The following is a 21,063-nucleotide window of genomic DNA, read 5'->3' as shown; positions in this document are numbered from 1 at the left end:
TGCGAAACGATCATCGGCCTTGAAATGATGCCTAACGCGTTCCTTCTTGGCTGGAAGTATATTGTAGTATAATGACTAAGATGGATAACAGGAAAAGAGGGTACGAATGCCTACTATACTAGTTGCTGACGACGACGCTAACATTCGCGAACTCGTCTGTTTATTTCTACGTAACGACGGATTTGATACAGCCGAAGCTGCAGACGGCAAAGAAGCGTTAGCCGTTTACGCCTCAAAGCAGGTCGATCTTGTTGTACTCGATATCATGATGCCGGTTATGGATGGGTGGACGTTATGCAAAGAGCTACGAAAAGCCAATCCAGATCTTCCCTTACTTATGCTAACTGCCAGAGGTGAAACCTGGGAGAAGGTGAAGGGCTTCGAACTGGGAACAGACGATTATTTGACGAAGCCATTCGATCCGCTGGAGTTGACGGTTCGTGTTAGATCCTTATTGAAGCGATACAAGATTGGTTCCACCCAGACGATCCAGTTCGGCAACGTCGTCCTTGATCGGCAAACCTATAAGGTGATGAGAGGAACAGAGTCATTCGCGTTGCCGCTTAAGGAGTTCGAATTGCTGTATAAGCTAGCTGGAACACCCGGGCAAGTCTATACGCGCGAGCAGTTAATCGATCAGATTTGGGGAATTGATTATGCTGGAGATGATCGAACGATAGACGTACATATTAAGCGTCTACGTGAACGATTTGCGTCTGCAACTGATTTTCGAATCGAAACGGTACGGGGGCTTGGCTATCGGTTTGAGGTCTACGAATGATCAAATCCTTATATACACGTGTTGTTCTGACCTTTCTGGTCTCCGTGATTGGAGGGACATTGATTTCTCTATTTGTGACAACTTGGGTATTCCAAGATAAATTAAACGAAAACCTGCGAATTCCCTTACTTCGCTTTGGTCAGGACATCGCCCGGATATACGAAACCTTACCGTTACATGAAGCGGATGCTCTTGTTAGTGGAATGAAGCAGCTGGATTCCTATCATATTCGAATTTACGATAAGAACGGCCATTACCGGTCCTACGGAGAGCTTAATGGAGAGAGCCCTGCTACCGTGACTAGGGAGCAACTAAAGAAAGTATTGGCTGGTGAAGCTGTTCAAGTAAAACCGAGTATAGGTTCTTCCAACCTCTTAGGACTACCTTTGAAAACTGAAATGGGAACGAAGGCGATGTTTGTGGAGCCGCTTGTGCCTCCTACTTTGTCTTCTACGAGGAATCTGCTATTTAATTTTTTGGCGTATTCGTTAATAACGGGAAGCGTATTAATTTTGGTCGCTTCTATGTTCTTAGTGAGACCGATCAAAAGGCTTACAAAGGCAACTAGGCGTATAGCAACTGGGGATTTTAATGTCGAATTGAATATTAAGCAGATGGGTGAGCTAGGTACCTTGGCTAATAGCTTCGAGGAAATGATGCACGATCTTCAGCACCTTGAGCAAATGCGCAGGGAGTTCGTAACGAATGTGTCACATGAGGTTCAGTCTCCGCTCACCTCCATATCTGGTTATGCTATTGCGCTCAAGAAAGTTGCCCTCACAGAGGATGAACGGAATCGTTATCTCGATATTATTATTGCTGAAGCGGAGCGGATGTCCAAGATGAGCGATAGTCTGTTAAAGCTGAGTGTGCTTGAATCACAATCCCAACAACTGCGACTTATCACGTTCAGTCTTGACGAACAGATCAGACGAGTAATTGTGGCGATACAGCCCCAATGGTCGGCGCGCAACATCAGTTTTGAGCTTGATTTGAAACCAGTAGTCGTATGGGCTGACCATGATTTGTTAAGTCAGGTGTGGACGAATCTCCTTGGAAATAGTATCAAATTCTCCAAGGATGACAGTGTGATTAACGTCAGCATCAAACAAGATTTGAACAATGTATCCGTCCGAATATCCGACACTGGCATTGGTATTTCTCCCGAGGACCAAGCGCGTATATTTGAACGCTTCTTTAAGGCTGATCGTTCCCACAGTCGCAAGTATGGCGGGAGTGGGATGGGACTAGCCATTGTTAAACAGATCGTATCGCTTCATAAAGGGGATATCCGAGTGGAAAGTGAACCTGGCCAAGGAACGACCTTCATCGTCACCTTACCAATTATAGCGCCCACAGAATAATTAGCGTTCAAGGATATTTTGCGAGGGGTTGAACGCGCGCCTCATTGTTCATACTACGGTAGCACAGGTAAGATTTCTTGCTTGCGCTGCCGTAGTATTTTTTTTGCCTATTCATATTTAGTTCATATTGTGGTCATGAGGAGTACATCATTGTTGGTTAAGATCTCATTAGCGAAATGTTAAGGCGACATAATAAATAGAATAGGACAGGAGAAGATGAGGGTGACACAAACAGTGGTAATAAAAACGGGGAATGAAAAGAAAAAGCATAAAGTACGTAACTTGTTGCTAAAAATATTAGGAGCAATAGTGATTTTGATCGTGCTTTTTCTAGCTGTTGTTTATACAGTTAATGTGATTAGCAACAAATCTGATCAGAAAAAAATACATCAATATGGTCAGTTAGTTCCTGTTGACGGAAAAAGTATGAATGTTTTGATCCAAGGACAAGGGAAGCAGACTATTGTACTTATCCCGGGCTTTGGAACTGGAGCGCCAGCACTTGATTTTAAGCCGTTGATTGATGAGTTATCACCATTTTACAAAGTGGTCGCGGTTGAGCCGTTTGGTTATGGATTAAGTGATGAGACCGATAAGGAACGAACTACAGCGAATATCATAAGTGAGGTTCATGAAGCCGTACAGAATCTAAACATTGACCAATATATTCTAATGGGTCACTCCATTGGAGGTATTTACGGATTGGAATATGCGAAGAAATATCCAAACGAAGTGAGTGCATTTGTAGGGGTTGATAGTAGTGTTCCTGAGCAAGGCGGTATGGATGTTAAATTCCCGATAAAAAAATTAAAGCTGCTCAAAGACTCAGGTATCATTAGATTGGGATTGCAATTAAGCGGTGACCCTTATGATGGACTGCCATTTGATGATGAGACCAAAAAACAAATGAAATTAATATCGCTCAAAAATATGAATAATTCCACTACCTTAAATGAAATGGAACATATATATCCTAACTTTGTCGCAGCCAGAGGGTTGAAATTCGACAAGAATCTTCCCATTATATTCTTTATACAAGCGAATAATACAACCGTGAAAGATTGGATTCCTCTGCATGAAGGGCAAGTTAAGGAATCTGTGCATGGAAAAGTGATGACATTCGAGGGCGGACATTATTTACACCATTCCAGATCTAAGGAAATCGTTGAGAACCTAAATTTGTTCATGGAAGAAGTCAAATAAAATAAAAAAACGCTCCGACTTTCCTCCTATAAGGAAAATCGGGGCGTTCTTTGCGCTTAAGTGCTGAGATTATTTGATGCCGATTCTCATCCGATAGCTGACCAGAACCTCTAGGGTGCGTCCTTGAAAATGTTGTTCAACCGCAGTTGTGAAGTCTGCAATGTCCTGATCGAGCAAGGTAGCGTCCTGTTTCAACACGGTTCGTATTCCGCCTTGACTTAGAGCGAGTCCTACATAGCGCTGCGCATCGCAGGATTCAAGATTATGAAATACGATCTCTCTTGCAAAAGAGAAAGCTCCACTAGCCTGAATCCGTGACAAATGCCCTTCTTTGTCCCATTTATGTGCTCTCTCAGCATCAGGTAAGAGTGAGGCGAGCAGTTCCTCGGATTTGGAGATCAGTTGGTTGTAACGTTCTTCTACCTTCTGTTGAAGGGGGAGAGGCCAGTCGCAATCGTAGGCAGCGAAGACACCACCTGTTCTCAAGACCCGGGAGATTTCTCGAAGTGTGCTTTCAGGATCCATCCAGTGGAATGACTGTGAGCAGGTCACTATGTCTACGCTGTCCACTGCAAGTGGAAGCTGGTTAGAATAACCTTGTACAAAAGTGATGGATTGAGGATCTTCTATCCGGCTTAATTTATCGATTGCTTTTCCCAGCATATCTGGATTCGGTTCAATGCCTATTACGTGGTCCGCGACATCCTTCCACAGAAAAGTAGACAAGCCCGTGCCGCAGCCTATATCTGCGACGACTGAAGGTGTGCTGCCTAAGTAGTCGGTCAGCAGCTTGATGATCAGGGGAGGAGCTTCAGGACGGTAGCGGTCATAGTCCGCTTGAAAGCCGAGAAATCGATCGATGTTTTGCTTGCTATTGTTTTCAGGTATCATGTGATCCTCCTTCATAGAATCTATTTATAGGCCTATTGTATAGCCATCGCTCCGCTATGCCAAATAATGGATTGAAGGCAATCGCAACAACTGCTGCTTAGAATAAACAAAATCCCCGGAGGACACCTTATGTGTGTAACCGGGGATTTTAGGCTATGTCTAGTTTTAGAGTGTGTTAAGAATACCTAGTGCATGCTACCGAAGTAATTCTGGGTCGATGGCAGGTACAAGTCCTTCTGCTGCAGCACGATTTAGTAAGGCAGAGATTGCAGCGTAGCCGTCATCGCCTAAGTTCATCGAGAACTCATTCACATAGAGATCAATATGAGATTTTGCCACTTCTGGAGCTAACTCTTGTGCGTGGCTAAGCACATAGTCTCTAGAGTCAGTAGGATGATCCCATGCATATTGAAGAGAGCTGCGAATCGAGCCAGTGATTGCATCGGTATCCAGATCGCGGCGAGCAATGATCGCGCCGAGTGGAATCGGCAGGCCAGTATCGCTTTCCCACCAGCTGCCTAGGTCAGTCAGCATATTAAGACCATAAGATGCGTAAGTAAAGCGGGCTTCGTGAATTACAAGTCCGGCATCGATATGGCCATCACGTACAGCAGGCATGATCTCATCGAAAGGCATGACGACGATTTCACCGATGCCTCCCGTTATATGCTGTGCTGCCCATAATCTGAAAAGTAGATAAGCCGTAGAGCGTTCGCTAGGCACTGCAATCCGGCGTCCAGCTAGCTTTTCGGGACGTTTGATCGCTGTTGGGCCACTTGCGGTAAGGAGCAACGGCCCGCAGCCGCGACCCAGTGCGCCGCCGCATGGCAGCAGTTTGTAACGCTCAAGAACCCATGGTAAGGCGGCATAGGAGATTTTAAGGACTTCTGGGCCTTCTCCATTAGCAGCAAGTGTGTTGGTAATATCAATGTCGGCATAGGTTACATTCAGTTGTGGTGCATTCGGGACAAGCCCGTGTGCCCAGGCATGGAATACAAAGGTATCGTTAGGGCAAGGGGAAAAAGCGATATTAAGCTCAGTTGTCATTACAGCACCTCCAATAGTATAGCGGCTGCCGCCGTTAATGCTTCCATTGCATCGCCGATCTTCCAGGCGGACCGGTCGCGGGGACCGACCGGGTTCGAAATGGCGCGGAGCTCCAGTACCGGGAGCCCCAGCGCCTCAGCGGCCACGGCAACCCCGTGGCCTTCCATCGCCTCCGCGACGGCATAGGGATGCCGCGCGATCAAAGCGGCGGCCGTCTCCGCGGTGCCGGTCGCCGTCGAGACCGTAAGCACGGTGCCCGTGCTTACGGTCAGTCCGGCCGCTGCCAGCGCGGCCGAAACCGCCTGTACCGTGCCGCGGTCAGCCGGCACGGACACGCTGCCGAAGCCAAGCTCGGCAGCGCTGCGGAAGCCCTCCGGCGTCTCGGCCCCGAGGTCGGCGGCTATCATCTCGCTGGCAACGACCAGCGAGCCTAAAGGGGCCACCCCCGGGAACCCGCCGCCGATCCCGGCGCTAATTACGCAGCCGTAAGATCCGGCTGCGAGTGCTGCGGCGGTTCCCGCCGCCGCTGCTGCCGTACCTGCGCCGGCAGCAATCACATGGAACCTGTCGCTGCCTTGCAGGCCGCGCAGGACCGCGTCTCGCTCTGCGGCTACGGCTGTTACGATCAGCACGCGCCGCGCACCAGCATGTTCCTCCACCATCAGGTTGCCTCCTTTGAGAGAAGTGAAATCGCTTACTAAATAGTCATTCGTAAAGACAAGAATACGCCGTTTTAAGGGTCAGGTCAAACTTAGAGTGATTTTCATCACGCTCTTAAAAATTCGTAGAAAGAACATTAATAGCTCGTTAAGCACCTTATGTTATCTTTTTTAAGTGGCGAGGTTGACAAAGGTAGTGTGAGGAAGTATAGTTATCTTAACTTAAAGATATTTAACATAAAGACATTTACTTTAGATTGTACAACATCGCTGTCAAACTGGAGGTGGAATTGATGAGTAATACCGAAGAGAATGTTCGTAATACAGAGAATACTACGGAGATGGATCAGGCGTCTTCTTTAAAGTTATTTGTTGTATTATCTAAGGCTTACAGAAGCTTGATGGATCAAGCTGTGAAGGATATGAAGAGTTACGGGCTGGCGTCTGCCGAATTCATGGTGCTTGAGGTGCTGTATCACCGGACCCGTATTCCACTGCAACAGATCGGGGAGAAGATTCTCGTTACGAGTGGAAGCATCACCTATAATATCGACAAGCTGGAGAAGAAAGGTCTGCTGAAACGTGTGCCGTGTAGCGAGGACAGACGCGTGACCTATGCGGAGATTACGGATGCAGGGCGTGAGCTGTTCGATAAGATTTTCCCGCGTCATGTGGCTTCGATTCATGATCTAATGCATGGACTGGATAAGGAAGAGAAGGGCCAGGCTATCGATTTACTGAAGAAGTTAGGTAAAGGTGTATAGAGCGCTGAAATATCATTAGGAAGAGCGCCTCTATAAGGTTAGAAGCAGTTCGCTGCTTCTTGCCGCTGGTAGACAAAAAAATTTACCATATATCTTAATGTTAAGATAATTAAATCAAAGAAAATTGGAGTGGATTAACCATGATAAGTGTAGGAATATTATTGATGAGATTAGTGATCGGGATTGCGTTTATCGGACATGGCGCACAAAAGCTATTTGGATGGTTTGGCGGATATGGCCCGAAGGGTACAGGCGGCTGGATGGAGTCCATAGGCATTAAACCAGGCGTTACGATGGCGGTATTAGCAGGTATTCTAGAGCTGGCGGGTGGATTTATGTTCGCGGCAGGGCTACTAACTCCTGTTGCAGCAGTGTTAATCGCTGCTACGATGCTTGGAGCCATCATTAAGGTTCATGCGCCAAATGGCTTCTGGTCTACTGCAAACGGTATTGAGTTTCCACTCACAGTACTTGTGGTTGCGGTAGGTATAGCACTTACGGGGCCGGGTTCGATTTCTCTGGATGCCTTGATTTTTAACTAAGAAGGGGGTTTATAATAATGACACTTCAAACTGCAGGAATCCACCATATTACAGCTTTTGTTGGCGATGCTCAGCGTAATGTTGATTTTTACGCCGGTATTCTAGGACTACGGCTGGTGAAGAAAACGATTAATTTTGACGCTCCGGAAGTTTATCATTTATATTTTGGGAACGAACAGGGTGCACCGGGGACGATAATTACATTCTTTCCATCTTCCATGGGGCGTAAAGGTAGAATCGGCGCTGGACAGGTCGGTGTAACCACTTATGCAATACCTGTGGGCTCATTGGCATTCTGGAAACAACGTCTTGCTGCATATCAAATTTCGGTCACCCTCAGCAATAGAATCTCGGAAACCTATCTATCCTTCACTGATTATGACGGTTTACGTATTGACCTTGTGGAACGTGAGGAAGGAGCGCTTAGTAAGTGGTCTTTCGGAGGGGTTCCTACCGAGCATGCGATCAAAGGGTTCGGTGGCGCTGTGCTCTACAGCAACAATCCGCTGCAAACGGCAGAGACGCTTGTCCATACGATGGGAATGGAGCATATCGCGGATGGAGACGGATATAGTCGTTACAGAACCACTGGCGATTTGGGTAATATTATTGATCTGAAGACAACGCCAATCCCGCTAGGTGCAGGAGGTACAGGTACGGTTCACCATATTGCATGGCGTGCAAAAGATGATGCTGAGCAGCTGGAATGGGGGCAACATGTACAGAGCCATGGACATCATCCAACACCGGTTCAAGACCGCCAATACTTCAATGCGATCTATTTCCGTGAAAGAGGGGGGATCCTCTTCGAGATTGCTACAGACCCTCCAGGCTTTGCTCGAGATGAGGCACCGGATGCTCTGGGCGAGAAACTGATGCTGCCTTCTTGGTATGAACCGCATCGTACGGCTATCGAAGAAAATTTAAGTCCTATTCAAATAAGAGAAATTGAGGTGAAGCAGGGATGATTCATGTATTTCATAAAGGTAAGGATATAACGAAGCCCACGCTTGTATTATTCCACGGTACGGGGGGCAATGAGCAAGATTTACTACCGCTTGCGGGGTTATTATCTCCAGATTCATCAGTTCTGGGTATCAGAGGGAATGTTCTAGAGAATGGTATGCCGAGGTTCTTCCGGCGGCTGGCTGAAGGGGTGTTCGATGAAGCCGATCTAATCTTCCGTACTCACGAGATTAAGCAGTTTCTGGACGATGCCGCAGCGCAGTACGGATTTGATGCCAACAATCTGGTAGCCGTGGGTTACTCTAACGGTGCAAACATTGCCGGCAGCTTGCTGTTCCACTATAAGGAGGTTTTCCGCGCCGCAATTCTACTGCATCCGATGGTGCCGCTGCGGAATGTAGAGCTTCCTTCTCTTGAAGGGGTGTCTATCTTCATTGGAGCAGGTACAAATGATCCGCTTATCGCTTCTTCGGAGACTGAGGATTTGGAGATTATTTTACAGAAGGCAGGCGCAGAGGTGACAACACACTGGGGCAACCAAGGTCATCGCCTGAGTGTTGCTGAGGCTGAAGCCGCTAGAGATTGGTTGCAAATGCGCAGCACATCTACAAATGCATAAAACAATCAGAATAACCGCCGGAAGGCGGTTATTTTTGTTACACAGGCGCTAGCAGCCCTCCATAAAAGGATTGATCAATTCACTTCCTTTACGTTAGTATGAAGAATACAAAAAAAGGCCTATGGGTTGCTTTAGAAAGGTTGAAGTAAGGATTATGATTGGAATGCAAAATGGTAATAAGCTTGCCGCAGGTGGACCCTCACGGAAGCAGAGATTACAGCTGGCTGTGATTCTCGGTTCCATTACAACGATCGGCCCGTTGTCGATTGATATGTATTTGCCTGCACTGCCTACGCTTGTCGCGGATTTCGGTACGACTGCTGCTTTAGTACAGCTTAGTCTGACCTTCTTTTTGCTTGGACTAGCTTCAGGACAGTTGGTCGCTGGACCGCTGAGTGATGTGTATGGCCGTCGCCGTCCGCTGCTTATAGGAATGTTCATCTATGCCATATCATCAGTGCTGTGTGCTTTTAGTCCGTCGATTGGACTGCTGGTTGCTTTACGGTTTATTCAGGGGCTTGCTGGTTCAGTAGGCGTGGTTGTCTCTAGAGCGGCTGTTCGTGATTTATATAGTGGCTCTGAACTCACGAAGTTCTTCTCACTATTGATGATTGTGAATGGTCTCGGACCGATTTTGGCTCCGGTTATTGGGGGCCAACTGTTAAGAGTAACTACATGGCAGGGGATATTCTTAGTTTTATTTGCTGCCGGAATTATTTTTTGCCTAACCATTTTATTGCGCTTGCCAGAGACACTGCCGAAGGAGCGACGCTCTAAGAGTGGACTGAAGGGGACACTGCTTACCTTCCGGGTATTGCTTGGCAATCGTAAGTTTATGGGCTATGCCTTGTCGCAAGGTTTTGTTACGGCATCCATGTTTGCTTATATCTCAGGTTCTTCTTTTGTATTGCAAAATATTTTTGCGGTTACACCGCAGGTATACAGTCTGATCTTTGCTGTGAATGGGATTGGAATTATTATTACAGGCCAAATTGCCGGCAGACTTGCTGGCAAGGTAAGTGAGACTAAATTGCTACTTAGCGGACTATTGCTCTGTATGACGGGAGGCCTCTTACTACTGCTGACGATTCTGGTAGGAGGAGGGCTGATCCCTATTCTGATCTGTTTATTTGCAGTTGTCTCCAGTGTGGGGATCGTCGGTGCGACCAGCTTCTCATTGGCGATGCAGGATCAAGGTGAAGCGGCAGGCAGTGCCTCAGCGTTAATCGGATTAATTCCCCTGCTGCTAGGTAGCTGTGTGGCGCCACTTGTTGGTCTTGGGGGAGTTGAATCAGCACTTCCGATGGCGATTGTGATAGCAGGGACCGGACTTCTCTCGATTCTTTCTTATATGCTGCTCATTAGACGAGGAAAAGCAAGCGCCTAGCAGCCCATCCTTACAACCAGCAAGTAGTATTTTCAGCAAACTTTCAGCGGGTCTTAACGTTCCTTACTTGCAAAAGGATTATATTGGAGGTAAGGAAGGGAGGGATAACCATGAGTATATCAGCAGTCTCAGGTTCCACATCGTATACTACCTCGACATCTAGCACTACAGATACCAGTACGCTTGAGAAACAAAAAGCGAAGCTAGAAGCTGAACTGGACAAGATTAATACCAGCGCAGACGATGACAAGACCAAGGAAACGAAAACGAAGCAAATTGAACAACAGATTAAGACCATCGAGGCACAAATCTCGCAGAAGTCTCAGAGCAGTGCTTCCTCCGCTAACAGTGTTGTTGAGGCACCTGCCAAACCTGCGAACAATAAGCCTGCTGCAGCAAGTCCGCAAGAGATAGCTACCGCAACAACGGATAGCAAAGGCAGATTTGATATCCGTGTATAACCTATTGTAAACCGCATTACATAATAAAAAGGGCATCCTTTGCCGTGAGGGATGTCCTTTTTGTTATGTATTTTTAGGTTTAAACTTTAATTTACATGTTCTTTTAACGCATTGTTTGCCAATACTGACAAAGCACCCTTAAGTAAAGTTCCGTCATAATAACCTGTCCATCTTCGTAATATATTTATTATGATTACTCCACTTTTCCCATAAATTCTTTAATTATTGCAGGGGTAAAGGCACTGTTGGCAGTCTAATGGATTAGGTGTTGATTATCACGGGTCTTCTATTCCAAGTATTGCTATAATGAATTAGTTGTAAAAATTGTCTAGCACAACATGTGTCAGCGGTAAAGGCAGGTGGGCTCATGCATTCTAAGCAACAGACATTAGAAAGATTCAAAATTGTAAGGCTAATCCTATCTATCTATCGGATCAGGGCGGTCAGAGCTCTTTTTCCAGTCGCTATTATTGCGTTCGTATACTGGGAGGGGCAACATGAGCTGAAGCAGGTTCATTTAGGGCTTATTATGCGTGAACTTAGGCGCGTGCCCACGTCCGCTATTTTTCAAATGGTCGGCTTTGCCCTTCTCGCAGTAGCTGTAATGAGTGCCTATGACTATTTGATTCGGGCACATTTCCGTTTAAAAGTAGGGCTATGGAGTACGTTTCGGTATGCATGGATTGCTAATACATTTAATAATTTGATTGGCTTTGCGGGTCTGGCTGGAGTGGGTTTAAGGACGCTGCTGTATAAAAAAAGTGGAGTGCCAACCTCTGTGCTAACCCCGGCCATCGTATTTCTATCCCCACTTATGATTACTGGGTTATCCTTGCTTTCATGGGCTAATATCTTTGGCTTACTCCCGGCAACGGCTTTGCTGGAAGAACATCGCTGGCTCGTATTCGCAGTATGGGGGATGGCGCTTTATTTGCCGATATTTGTGTTTGTACAGCGCTCAGCACTTTATGCAAAGTGGATTAACCGTGGAGAAGGCAGAACACCATGGTTTACAGTCGTGGCTTCTGTGGGTGCTTCCTTTTTGGAATGGAGCTTTGCAGGCGTGACTTTCTGGACCATCAGCAGCCATCTTTTGGACGAGGTCCATTTCATAGCTATCTTTGGTGTGTTTACGATTGCCGCCATTGCAGGCATATTGAGCATGGCCCCCGGCGGTATCGGTGCATTTGATCTTATCGCCTTGCTTGGACTTACACAGCTTGGATACCAGAGCGATAAGGCGATGGCGGTACTTGTTATCTTTAGATTGTTTTATTATGTCATTCCTTGGTTGATTGGATTGGTGCTGGCTGCACTGGAAATTGGTTTGCAAGGAAAAAAGGGTCTAGATCGTTCAGCTCCAGGGTTCGAACCCTCTCTTAATCTATGGCAAAAGATTTGGGGGTGGCCGGGTCAGTATTCCTTTCTGAGCGATCTAGGGGTGTGGGCTCTCGGTAAGTTAGTATTAGCAAGCGGTCTGATTCTCTTGTTATCTACTGCAACGCCGGGGTTGTTGTATAGGTTGAAGATTACGGAGGAGATATTGTCCTTTCCAGTGATGCAATTGTCGCATCATCTGTCTGTACTTATTGGTTTCATGCTAATTATATTGTCACGGGGGATTACGTTGCGAGTGCATAGTGCATATGTATGGACTAGCATACTTCTGTTCACTGGATCGGTGTTTGCTGTGGCTAAGGGGTTTGATTATGAAGAGGCACTTTTTCTGCTTCTGGTAGCTCTCATCCTGTGGGTATCCAGATCTCGGTTTTATCGAATCAGTGCCCAAGTCAGTAAACAGAGCACGATCTGGTGGTTTGCCCTAACGTCTGTCATCGCGCTTACTTATTATTTGATGGGCAGTTATGTACATCGTGGATTTCTGAAGCATCTGCCTCCCGGAGTGCAGCCTGAATGGCTTCAGCGGCATAGTCATGTCGCCTTTACGGCAATCGGAGGGCTAGCCTTCTCCTGGATCATTCTCACTATGCTGGTAACCCTTCGGCCGCATCATAAGGCGGAGGAGCTTTTCGGTGCTTTTGATATAGCCAAGCTGAAGCGCTTTTTAGAGGGCGTTCAAGGCAATGCCTTGACTCATATGCTGTTTTTAGGGGATAAAAGCTTCTTCTGGGCGCAGAATGACAAAGTGCTTCTCGCGTTTTCCAGAGTCAGAGACAAGCTCGTTGTCCTAGGTGATCCGCTAGGTGAGAAAAGCTTAATGAACGAAGCTATCAATGAATTCAGACAAGCTGCGGATAAATTTGGGCTGGTTGTCGTTTTCTATCAAGCTACGCCTGCCTTCTTATCCATCTATCATGAGCAGGGCTATCGCTTCTTCAAGCTGGGTGAAGAGGCATTGGTAACGCTCAATACCTTTACGCTAAGTGGCAAAAAGAATAGTGATTTGCGCAGTGTAAGCAATCGTTTTGAACGGGAAGGTTATGTTTTTGAAATTGCAGCTGCACCACATGCTGAAAATTCACTGCGAGAGCTGCGGTCGGTTTCGGATGAATGGTTGAGCAGGCGAGTCGAAAAAGGATATTCGCTGGGATGGTTCAAGGAAGATTATCTACAGCTAGCGCCCATTGCGATTCTGCGGAACAGCGAAGGGATGGTACTGGCTTTTGCTTCGATTGCACCGGGGTATGACCGGGGAGAGACCCTGTCTATTGATTTAATGCGCCATCGAAAGGGCGCACCGAATGGTACGATGGATTATTTATTCATTCGTTTGCTGGAATGGGCGAAGTCGGAGGGGTATCACCGCTTTAATCTTGGCAATGCTCCACTATCCAGTGTGGGTCAGAATGCCGGAGCACTACGAGAGGAAAAACTGGCTCATCTCGTGTTTAAAAGAGGTGGACACTGGTACGGCTTTGCCGGACTGCGTCGCTATAAAGAAAAGTTCAGCCCGGAGTGGGAGCCGCGTTACTTGGCCTATCCAGCTTCCGTAACGTTGCCCATCCTTACACTGGATCTGGTAAGGCTAGTATCCCGTCATCCAGAAAATACTCCAAACAACAACTAAAATAGGGTGTTCATCGCTGAAAAATGGCGATGAGCACCCTATTTATATACAACATAATTACTTTTTGTCAGTCCCTGCATCGGGTAGCGCCCAAACAGATACGCTGCCGCCGTTGACCGGGAAGGTCGCCCAGCCATCTTTTTCAATCGTTATAGTCGCCTTGTGATTATGGGTGAAATCCACCCATGCTTCACCAGCGCGTTTTTCCCCTACGAACATTCTTTTTTGGCCGTTCTCACCGTTACTAATCACAACCGCACAACCGGAGCGCTCGATGTCTTTCACGCCGAGCCGCGTCCAGCCAATCGTGTTGGGATGATCGAAATAATCCTTCTGTTCACCATAAGCCTTGTGATAGCGGGTGTATAATAGCGGATCAATGGCATCTTTTTTACCCGGTACAGGTGTAGGACCTTCAATTCCATAATAATCGCCATAAAATACAACCGGATATCCATCGCGTCGCAGTAGGATAAGTGCATAAGCACTTTGCTTAAACCAATCATCTACCCAAGATTCCAGAGCTTCATGGGGTTGAGAATCATGATTATCAACGAACGTTACAGCATTGGTAGGATGGGTCTGCACCAGTGTGTCGTCGAGGATTTTAGTTAAATCAAAGTTTCTACCCCCCAAGGAAGCTGAATGCAGCTTGTAGTGAAGGGAGACATCGAAGAGGTCGATCTTATAATCCACGGTATTTAGAAATTGTCGGCAGGATTCTAAATCCGAATTCCAAAACTCACCCACGATATAGAAATCCTTCTCACATTTATTAAACATTTCTACCGCGAATTCTTTTACAAACTCATGGTTAATATGCTTGATGGCATCTAAGCGAAAGCCGCTGCAGTGGAGCGTGTCCACCAGCCATTTTCCCCATTGGATCATTTCCTTTTTGACCTCTGGATGACTGTAATCAATATTTGCAAACATTAGATAATCGTAGTTGCCGAACTCGTCGTCCACATTCTGGTTCCATGTTTTGTTCTCGCCTACGATACGAAATACTCCTGTTCGCCCCGATTTAGCATCAAAGTCAGTGCCGTTGAAATGATTGTGATTCCACTTAAAGGAAGAGTGTTCATTCCCGCGGCCGGGGAAAGTGAACTTAGTCCAGCCCTCAATCTCGAAAGGCTTGGAGATTTCTTTCATCCGGTCATTAGGGTCGACCTCGATAACCTGAAAGATTTCCTTTTCATCCGCGCCTGCCTTATGATTCATGACCAAATCAACGTACACCGCTATACCATTTTTTTGACATTCCGAAATGGCGTCGATCAGTGCTTGCTTGGTGCCATATTTGGTGCGTACCGTACCTTTTTGGTCATATTCGCCCAGATCGTATAGATCATACACGCCATAGCCTGTATCGTCAGCGGAGACGGCCTTTGTCGCAGGAGGTACCCAAACAGAATCAATGCCTACGGCCTTTAGCGCGGGAGCTGTTTCTTTTAAGCGATCCCAGTGTTTGCCGTCCGCAGCAACATGCCATTCAAAAAATTGCATCATTGTATGGTTCCTCATTATTTCTTGCGCCTCCCATATCCATAAAGCGAATTTTTCCTACACTCTGATTAAATTTTCAGATAACTCCTATTAAACCTAAAAACAGACTATGAAAAATTAGGACGGTTGAGGAATGCGCTATTAGGGACAAGAATGCATTTATATAGGTTTGAAAAGGGTGATTTCTGACCTCTGGGAGAGGTGAACAGCGTTTCGTCCGTTTCTTTTCGAACTGTACAGGGCATGATCAGCCTCTGAGAGCAGCTCTTCTAGAGTGGCTTCAAGACTTAGGGCTTCTACTACTCCGAAGCTGGCGGTCACGTTAATGGGCCCGATAAGCGTGTACAAGATGCTTTGTTCAATATCGGCACGGATAGTTTCACAGAGCCTTGCAGCTTGCTTCAACGACGTATCTGGTAGACAGATCACGAATTCCTCGCCGCCATAACGACCGAAGAGATCTCCTTCTCGTAGATGTCTGCTGCACACCTGAACAATATGCTGGAGAGCTTGATCTCCATATTGATGCCCGTAGCGGTCATTAATGCTCTTGAAGAAGTCTACATCCAGTAAAATCATGGAGAATGAACTGCGCAGGCTGGCGGACTGTGTAAGCAGCGCTCGACTGAGCTCCAAAAAATAGGTGCGGTTATATATCCCCGTTAAGCTGTCCATCGTAGCCAATTGACGCAGTTTGTCCCGAAGCAGTATTTGTTCAGTCACGTCGATCAGCATAATCATCTGGCCCGCGATGTTTCCCCCTTGTTTTTGTACCGGAGAGGAGCGGATTTGATAATAACAGATTTCACCAGCTTTGTTCCAAGCCACTTCCCGTTCTTCGCACAACAGCGGCTCGGCATCCATTACATAGGACAAGGCGTCTTTGCCTGCGTTAAGAAACAGCTGCGCTAAGGGTCTGCCAATCGATGAGGAGTTCAGCCCCTCTATCATATCCGCAGCTGCACGATTGTAATCGACTAGCATGTCCGAACGGTCGGTGACAAGCACGCCTTCTCGCATGCTTTCGAACAGATTCTCACGAGCAATAGGTGCGGCAGTTAACATTCCCCGGGATAAAATAGCCCAAATATATAGGCATGAAGTCAAGCTCATAATGATGGGGACCGGGTCCATACCGTAAGGCGTTAAGCCCATTAGATATAAAAATGAGCCAAGGGTGGGAAGGCTTAGTCCGATGATGATCGTAATGATTTGCCTGCGGTATACTCGCTTCATTCGGTTCCACTGCCAGATCATAAGGCAAATGGCTGCCAGCAGACAGCCAAAAGTAAAGCTGCCGTGAACAATATACCAAGGTCCCATCACTACATCAACAAGTGGGGACGGGGTATTGTCTCGTAAATAAATGGATTTATAGAAGAGATGATGATAATCGTTAGTCCATACCAACAGTGTTGAAATGAACGGAATGATAAATAATGCCACCCGCATGCCTTTTTTAAACAAACCCTCCAGCCCAACGAAATGTATCACCATAATTAGGCTTGCCGGTGCAATAAAGGGCATCCCCAGATACTCTAGCTTAATCCAGAGACTGATTTCCTCCAGTGTTTTTCCTGATAGCTCTAAAGCAAAACCGAAGGTGTAAATAGCAGATGCAAAGGAACTTATAACAAAAGCTCTGATGCCTAAGAAATCGGTTTTTTTATAATAGGCGAAAAGGGCTAGTAGTACGCTCAGCACACCTGATATAGCAACAATAACAATATAATTCGAAATTACAGATCCCATGGGTCTATTGTCACCTACTAAGGAGAGATATTGGATAAATATTACCACATATTTACGGATATAAAAAAATAAGTTCTGATTCGCAACTCGAAAAATGTCTCATAGACAAAATGACGCAAATTCACAGGAGCTATTTTACTAATTGTCTAATGAGAGTGTAGCGAGCAGGGTGTAACATGTTAGTTAATACTACACGACAGAAGAATTAACTCAATTCACTCAATTATGAGTTAGATTAACTAACATTAAATGCAGAGCTTATTTTGATAAGGGGGGCTGAGGATGTCATTACTCGCGACCAATATTCCGGAAATTCAGCTGGAAAATGTTGAAATGCGCTATCGTACAGAAGCTGCAGAAGTGCTTGCGCTGCATCAGGTGAGTCTTGATATTGCCAAGGGGGAGTTCGTCTCACTGCTCGGACCTTCAGGATGTGGCAAAACAACGCTTTTGAGACTGATGGCAGATCTCATCGTGCCAACGGGCGGGAATATTGTAGTCGCTGGAAAAAGTGCCAGAGAAGCAAGGCTGGCCCAGAAATATGGCATTGTTTTTCAAAGTCCAGTGCTGTATGACTGGCGGAAGGTGAAGCATAACATTACCTTGCCACTGGAACTGATGGGCGTCAAGAAGTCGATCCGAGAGGAAAAGGCGATGGAGCTGCTTGATCTAGTGGGGCTGCAGAGCTTTGCAGATAAATATCCATGGCAGCTAAGTGGAGGGATGCAGCAACGTGTGGCGATTGCCAGGGCGTTGTCGATGGAGCCGGAAATTCTGCTGATGGATGAGCCGTTCTCTGCGCTGGATGAATTTACGCGTGAGCGTCTAAATGAAGAGCTGCTGTCCGTCTGGAGTAAGGTGCAGAACACCATTGTCTTTGTAACGCATAGTATTCCTGAATCTATATTCCTTTCTGACCGGGTGTTTGTTCTTTCCCCGCATCCAGGTCGCTTGTCCGCTGTGGTTGATATTCCTCTGCCACGTCCACGAACGGCGGAAATGAGAAACAGCCCAGCGTTTTTCGAACTGATCGCAAATATTCGCGACAGCTTCGAAGGGGTGTGAGGATGAGAGGGGGCAGTATCTTCATACGAGGTCGCCTGCTGCCGTTGTTTGTCTGGATTGTGGGTCTGCTGCTGCTCTGGGAAGGAACCTCCTGGATGCTGCTCCATGTGGTGGAGACGCCGCTAGCACAGTCCAAACTGCCTTATGTGCATGAGGTGTTAGCCACCTTGTGGCAGTATGGAGGCACACTCTTGAAGGAAGGAGCCGCGACCTTCGGCAATGCGGGTGTTGGTTTCCTGATTGGGGCTGTGGCTGGTGCCTCATTAGCAGTGCTGATGAGCTTATCGAAGACAATAGAGCAGTTAACCTTTCCTTATGCGATTGCCTCACAAATGATTCCGATTCTAGGGCTGGCGCCAATCATCTATGGGATTGTGCGCGATGAACAGACCTCACGGATTATTATTTCGGGCTATATCACCTTTTTCCCGGTGGCATTGAACATGCTACGCGGTTTGCGAAGTGTAGATCCTTCAGCGCTTGAATTAATGCATTCTTACGCAGCGAAGCCGTGGGCAGTCTATTGGAAACTGAGATTTCCAGCAGCTCTGCCTGGTTTGTTCGGGGGACTTAAAATAGCTGCTCCGCTTGCTGTCACTGGTGCTATTCTGGTAGAGCTGATGGGTGCACAGCACGGGATTGGTGTAATCATGCTGCGCAATCTCTACTATGGCAGCTCTCATACCTATATGTTCTGGTCTACGGTGATTGTTGGCGCTTTGTTGGGAATTGCGAGCTATTGGTTGATTAGTCTAATCGAACGTCTGGTAGCACCGTGGCAGCCTGAATATCGTCCGAAAGGAGGCGGTGGCTAATGGAGACCAACTCTGTTCGGGAGATCCCGTTTATTGGCCCTGTAAGTAATGAAACGGCTGAACCAGCGCGTTGGGGCGGTTCACGAATGCTGAAGAGAATCTTTAACACAAGGGTATTACTGCCTATGTTAGCGGGTGTGTTGTTCCTTGCCCTATGGGAATTTCAATTTTTTCATAAGATCTTTGATTTGAAAAAATATCAGCTGCCGCTGCCTACAGCCATTGCTGCGACCATGAGAGATAATTTCAGCTTGTTGTTGTCCTATACCGGATACACCCTTACTGAGGCTGTGTTAGGAATGTTGGTTGGTTCTGCAATTGGATTTCTGATTGCATTAGCCGCTACTGCGTGGCCGCGTTGGGGTAGCGGAAGCTTAACGCTGGTTGCTGCTCTAAATGCTGTGCCCATCGTCGCCCTCGCGCCCATTATGAATCTGTGGTTCGGGGATGGAATAGGCTCGCGAATTGCCATAGTAACGGCGACTACGATGGCAGCAATGGCGATCAATGCCTATAAAGGCATGGCGGCGATCGATCCATTGGCTTTGGATCTGATGCATTCCTACGCGGCGGGTAAGCCGGCAGTATTTCGTTATTTGCGGATTCAGAGCAGTCTGCCTTATATATTTACGGCGCTGAAGATTAACGCCACTGCCAGCATGATCGGGGCCATTGTTGGGGAATTCTTTTTCTCCTCCAAAGGGCTTGGGTATCTGCTCTCCAATTCCATAAAGGTCGCCAAAATGCCGCTAGGCTGGTCCTGCATTGTTCTGGCTGCCATTGCAGGTGTACTTTTCTACCTGGTGGTTGAGCGACTGGAGAAAGTATTCATCAAGTGGCATCCTTCGCAGCGTTAACCTAATGATCATTACATCCAGTGATGTGGGAATGGAATAGAGAAACCGCCCGCGGCTGTCTGCATAGCGCGTACCACGATGATTGTCCATACTGTGCTGTCTTACAATATAAGGATCTATAAGTTTCACACTATACATCATTCCTTATATTTCTCGCTTAAGCGCTTATCGTCCTTATAAGGACGCGGAAGGCGTTTATGCTTGGTACAAACTTAAATTACGGTAGGGGGAGTTTCATTGATGAACGGCAAAAAACACAAATTTCGTGGTGGTTTGTTGGCGATCGTGATGATGTTGAGTGTTTCTTTAATGGCGGGTTGCGGGGGCAATAATAATAACCCGGCAGCTGAAGCTACGACTGCTCCTGAAACTTCAGCAGCTCCTGAGGCAAGTGCTGCGGCTGAACCAGCGGCTGATCCGGTAACTGTGAAGCTGCAGCTGAAATGGGTGCCGCAGGCGCAATTCGCCGGGTATTTTGTGGCGCAGGATAAAGGTTATTACAAGGAAGAGGGACTAAATGTAGAGATTTTGCCGGGTGGGCCGGATATTGTTCCAGAACAGCAAGTGGCAGGTGGTTCTGCGGATATTGGTGTTGGTTGGGTAGCCAGTCTACTGCCGAGTCTGGAAGAGGGTATGCCGCTGGTGCAAATCGCGCAAATCTATCAAAAGAGCGGATTGGTCCTAGTCTCCAAAAAATCGGCAGGCATCAATTCCGCAGCCGATCTAAAAGGTAAAAAGGTTGGGAACTGGATGGGTGGCAATGAGTTTGAGCTATTAGCCCTGTTTGATAAATATAAATTCGATCCGAATAAGGATCTAAGCTTTACGAAGCAAGGTTTTACGATGGATCAGTTCTTAGGGGATCAGATTGATGCGGCTTCGGCGATGACTTATAACGAATATCAAGTTGTACTTGAGTCGGGCATCAAGGCAGAGGATCTGAATGTGATCGATATGAATACAGAAGGTGTAGCGATGCTGGAGGATAACCTGTTTGCCAATAAGGAATGGCTTGCAGAGAACAAGCAGACTGCGGCCAAGTTTGTTCGCGCTTCTTTGAAGGGCTGGAAAGACGCCATTGCCGATCCAGCGGCTGCGGTGGACAGTGTAATGAAGCAAGCGGAAGATGGCAGTACGACTAAAGAGCATCAACTAACGATGATGACCGAGGTTGCCAAGCTGATTCTGCCTGAGGGCTTTGATAGTGCCAAAATGGGATTCACCGATGCAGCAGCGTTCCAGCAAACGGCTGATATTTCGCAAAAGTTCGGTGTTATTAAAGAACCGGCTAAGGTAGATGCAGCTTACACGAACGAAATCGTAGAAATGGCGGCAAAGTAAGAAGTCGAAATT

The 21,063-nt window shown here is 46.9% G+C and carries 19 protein-coding genes; 14 read left to right on the top strand and 5 right to left on the bottom strand.

Annotated elements, in window-relative coordinates; all coding sequences use genetic code 11:
• Positions 1-106: 106 nt before the first annotated feature.
• From M2444_RS14795 to M2444_RS14785, 3 genes are all read left to right on the top strand, one after another.
• Positions 107-781, top strand: coding sequence for a response regulator transcription factor (locus M2444_RS14795; protein WP_280787333.1), 675 nt, complete (start codon positions 107-109; stop codon positions 779-781).
• Positions 778-2,145, top strand: a complete 1,368-nt coding sequence (locus M2444_RS14790; protein ID WP_280787332.1) for a sensor histidine kinase — start codon at positions 778-780, stop codon at positions 2,143-2,145. The genes M2444_RS14795 and M2444_RS14790 overlap by 4 nt, the downstream gene beginning before the upstream one ends.
• Positions 2,146-2,361: 216 nt before the next feature.
• Positions 2,362-3,348, top strand: a complete 987-nt coding sequence (locus M2444_RS14785; RefSeq protein WP_280787331.1) for an alpha/beta hydrolase — start codon at positions 2,362-2,364, stop codon at positions 3,346-3,348.
• Positions 3,349-3,417: 69 nt separating this feature from the next.
• Here M2444_RS14785 and M2444_RS14780 read toward each other — a convergent pair whose 3' ends face one another.
• The 3 genes from M2444_RS14780 to M2444_RS14770 all read right to left on the bottom strand — a co-directional run bounded on the left by M2444_RS14780 (position 3,418) and on the right by M2444_RS14770 (position 5,948).
• A complete protein-coding gene (locus tag M2444_RS14780; RefSeq protein ID WP_280787330.1) occupies positions 3,418-4,239 on the bottom strand; it encodes a class I SAM-dependent methyltransferase in 822 nt (273 codons plus the stop codon).
• 195 nt (positions 4,240-4,434) lie between these two features.
• A complete protein-coding gene (locus M2444_RS14775) occupies positions 4,435-5,286 on the bottom strand; it encodes a 1,4-dihydroxy-6-naphtoate synthase (RefSeq protein WP_094868340.1) in 852 nt (283 codons plus the stop codon).
• Positions 5,286-5,948 (bottom strand): futalosine hydrolase, encoded by a 663-nt coding sequence (locus M2444_RS14770; protein ID WP_280787329.1) that lies wholly within the window; start codon positions 5,946-5,948, stop codon positions 5,286-5,288. The genes M2444_RS14775 and M2444_RS14770 overlap by 1 nt, the downstream gene beginning before the upstream one ends.
• Before the next feature lie 290 nt (positions 5,949-6,238).
• On the opposite strand from M2444_RS14770, the gene M2444_RS14765 reads away from it, so the two are divergent.
• From M2444_RS14765 to mprF, 7 genes are all read left to right on the top strand, one after another.
• Positions 6,239-6,709, top strand: a complete 471-nt coding sequence (locus M2444_RS14765; RefSeq protein ID WP_280787328.1) for a MarR family winged helix-turn-helix transcriptional regulator — start codon at positions 6,239-6,241, stop codon at positions 6,707-6,709.
• 140 nt (positions 6,710-6,849) lie between these two features.
• Complete coding sequence (locus M2444_RS14760; protein ID WP_094868338.1) at positions 6,850-7,251, top strand: DoxX family protein; 402 nt, start codon at positions 6,850-6,852, stop codon at positions 7,249-7,251.
• A gap of 17 nt (positions 7,252-7,268) precedes the next feature.
• The gene (locus M2444_RS14755) at positions 7,269-8,219 is read left to right on the top strand and encodes a ring-cleaving dioxygenase (RefSeq protein WP_094868337.1); all 951 of its coding nucleotides are present in this window, start codon (positions 7,269-7,271) and stop codon (positions 8,217-8,219) included.
• Positions 8,216-8,836 (top strand): alpha/beta hydrolase, encoded by a 621-nt coding sequence (locus M2444_RS14750; RefSeq protein WP_094868336.1) that lies wholly within the window; start codon positions 8,216-8,218, stop codon positions 8,834-8,836. Before M2444_RS14755 ends, M2444_RS14750 begins: the two co-directional genes overlap by 4 nt.
• Positions 8,837-8,999: 163 nt before the next feature.
• Positions 9,000-10,223, top strand: coding sequence for a multidrug effflux MFS transporter (locus tag M2444_RS14745; RefSeq protein WP_280787327.1), 1,224 nt, complete (start codon positions 9,000-9,002; stop codon positions 10,221-10,223).
• 110 nt (positions 10,224-10,333) lie between these two features.
• Positions 10,334-10,684 (top strand): FlxA-like family protein, encoded by a 351-nt coding sequence (locus tag M2444_RS14740; RefSeq protein ID WP_094868335.1) that lies wholly within the window; start codon positions 10,334-10,336, stop codon positions 10,682-10,684.
• 367 nt (positions 10,685-11,051) lie between these two features.
• A complete protein-coding gene (mprF, locus tag M2444_RS14735) occupies positions 11,052-13,712 on the top strand; it encodes a bifunctional lysylphosphatidylglycerol flippase/synthetase MprF (protein WP_280787326.1) in 2,661 nt (886 codons plus the stop codon).
• Positions 13,713-13,769: 57 nt separating this feature from the next.
• On the opposite strand, the gene M2444_RS14730 is transcribed toward mprF, so the two are convergent.
• Positions 13,770-15,242 (bottom strand): alpha-amylase, encoded by a 1,473-nt coding sequence (locus M2444_RS14730; RefSeq protein WP_094868333.1) that lies wholly within the window; start codon positions 15,240-15,242, stop codon positions 13,770-13,772.
• A 138-nt stretch (positions 15,243-15,380) separates the two neighbouring features.
• The gene (locus M2444_RS14725; RefSeq protein WP_280787325.1) at positions 15,381-16,973 is read right to left on the bottom strand and encodes a histidine kinase N-terminal 7TM domain-containing diguanylate cyclase; all 1,593 of its coding nucleotides are present in this window, start codon (positions 16,971-16,973) and stop codon (positions 15,381-15,383) included.
• A 282-nt stretch (positions 16,974-17,255) separates the two neighbouring features.
• Between M2444_RS14725 and M2444_RS14720 the strand changes: the two genes are divergently transcribed.
• The 4 genes from M2444_RS14720 to M2444_RS14705 all read left to right on the top strand — a co-directional run bounded on the left by M2444_RS14720 (position 17,256) and on the right by M2444_RS14705 (position 21,051).
• Positions 17,256-18,038: an ABC transporter ATP-binding protein gene (locus tag M2444_RS14720; protein WP_094877289.1), complete on the top strand. Its 783-nt coding sequence runs from the start codon at positions 17,256-17,258 to the stop codon at positions 18,036-18,038.
• Positions 18,039-18,040: 2 nt separating this feature from the next.
• Entirely contained in the window at positions 18,041-18,853 is an 813-nt protein-coding gene (locus M2444_RS14715; protein ID WP_094868330.1) for an ABC transporter permease, read from the top strand.
• The gene (locus M2444_RS14710) at positions 18,853-19,710 is read left to right on the top strand and encodes an ABC transporter permease (RefSeq protein WP_280787324.1); all 858 of its coding nucleotides are present in this window, start codon (positions 18,853-18,855) and stop codon (positions 19,708-19,710) included. The genes M2444_RS14715 and M2444_RS14710 overlap by 1 nt, the downstream gene beginning before the upstream one ends.
• 240 nt (positions 19,711-19,950) lie before the next feature.
• On the top strand, positions 19,951-21,051 hold the full coding sequence (locus M2444_RS14705) for an ABC transporter substrate-binding protein (protein ID WP_280787323.1): 1,101 nt from the start codon (positions 19,951-19,953) through the stop codon (positions 21,049-21,051).
• Positions 21,052-21,063 lie beyond the last annotated feature (12 nt).

It is taken from the genome of Paenibacillus sp. PastF-3, assembly GCF_029893135.1.
In the GTDB taxonomy this organism is placed as follows: domain Bacteria; phylum Bacillota; class Bacilli; order Paenibacillales; family Paenibacillaceae; genus Paenibacillus_AQ; species Paenibacillus_AQ nitricinens.
The sequence above is the reverse complement of the archived record's forward strand: the minus strand, read 5'-3'. Positions and strand labels throughout refer to the sequence as shown.